This is a genomic window from Limnohabitans planktonicus II-D5 (assembly GCF_001270065.2).
Lineage (GTDB): Bacteria > Pseudomonadota > Gammaproteobacteria > Burkholderiales > Burkholderiaceae_C > Limnohabitans_A > Limnohabitans_A planktonicus.
Map to the genome: position 1 here is coordinate 1 of NZ_LFYT02000117.1, position 874 is coordinate 874.

At 62.7% G+C, this 874-nt stretch carries 1 protein-coding gene; it reads left to right on the forward strand.

The window, feature by feature from the left end:
* On the forward strand, positions 1–874 hold an 874-nt coding region (locus H663_RS41020; RefSeq protein WP_116695981.1), incomplete at both ends, for an Ig-like domain-containing protein.

Genomic DNA, 874 nt, shown 5'->3' on the forward strand with positions numbered 1-874 from the left:
ACGCGGCAGGCAACATCGCCGTCTCCGACGTCCTCCGATTTGTGCTCAACACCAAAGCAGGCACCTTCACCGCAGGTCTGGACAACAACAGCAACAGCGGCGCCCTGACGGACCTGAGCACTTATTACGACACCCCCACCATCACCGGCAGCGGCTCAGAAGGCGACCGCATCAAAGTGACCATGCCCGGCACCGGCGAAGTGCTCACCACCGTGGTCGACAACAACGGCCTGTGGTCCGTCACGCCCACGCTGGCCATTGCCTCGGGCAATGTGCAAATCGAACGCACCCTGCAAGCGGGCAACGCGGTGGACGCCACCATCAACCTGGCGGTGGTCATCGACCAAACCGTGGCCTCACCCTCAGTCAGCTTGCTGTGCGACACCGGACGCAGCCAAAGCGACAAGATCAGCACCGTAGGCAACCTGAACATTGGGCTGATCGAAACAGACGCCTTGGTCGAATACAGCACCGACGGCAGCACCTGGAGCAGCACCTTCACGGCGCAAGAAGGCGCCAACACCGTGCAAGTGCGCCAAACCGACAAAGCCAACAACACCAGCACGCCCACCGTCTTCAGCTTCACGGTGGACACCGGCAAACCCTTGCCCACCGTCAGCATCACGGCCATAGGCGGCGACGATGCCGTGGGCCCGGCCGATGCGGCCCACCTGCAAACCACCATCACTGGCGCTGCACTGGGGGCCAGCGAAGGCGATCTGGTGCAAATTGCCGTGAACGGCCACACCTTCAGCGGCACCGTCAACGCCGTGGGCAGCTACAACATCAGCATCGACACGGCCGACCTGGTGGCCGATTCGGACAAAACACTGGAAGTGCTGCTCAACGCCAGCGATGCCGCAGGCAACCAAGC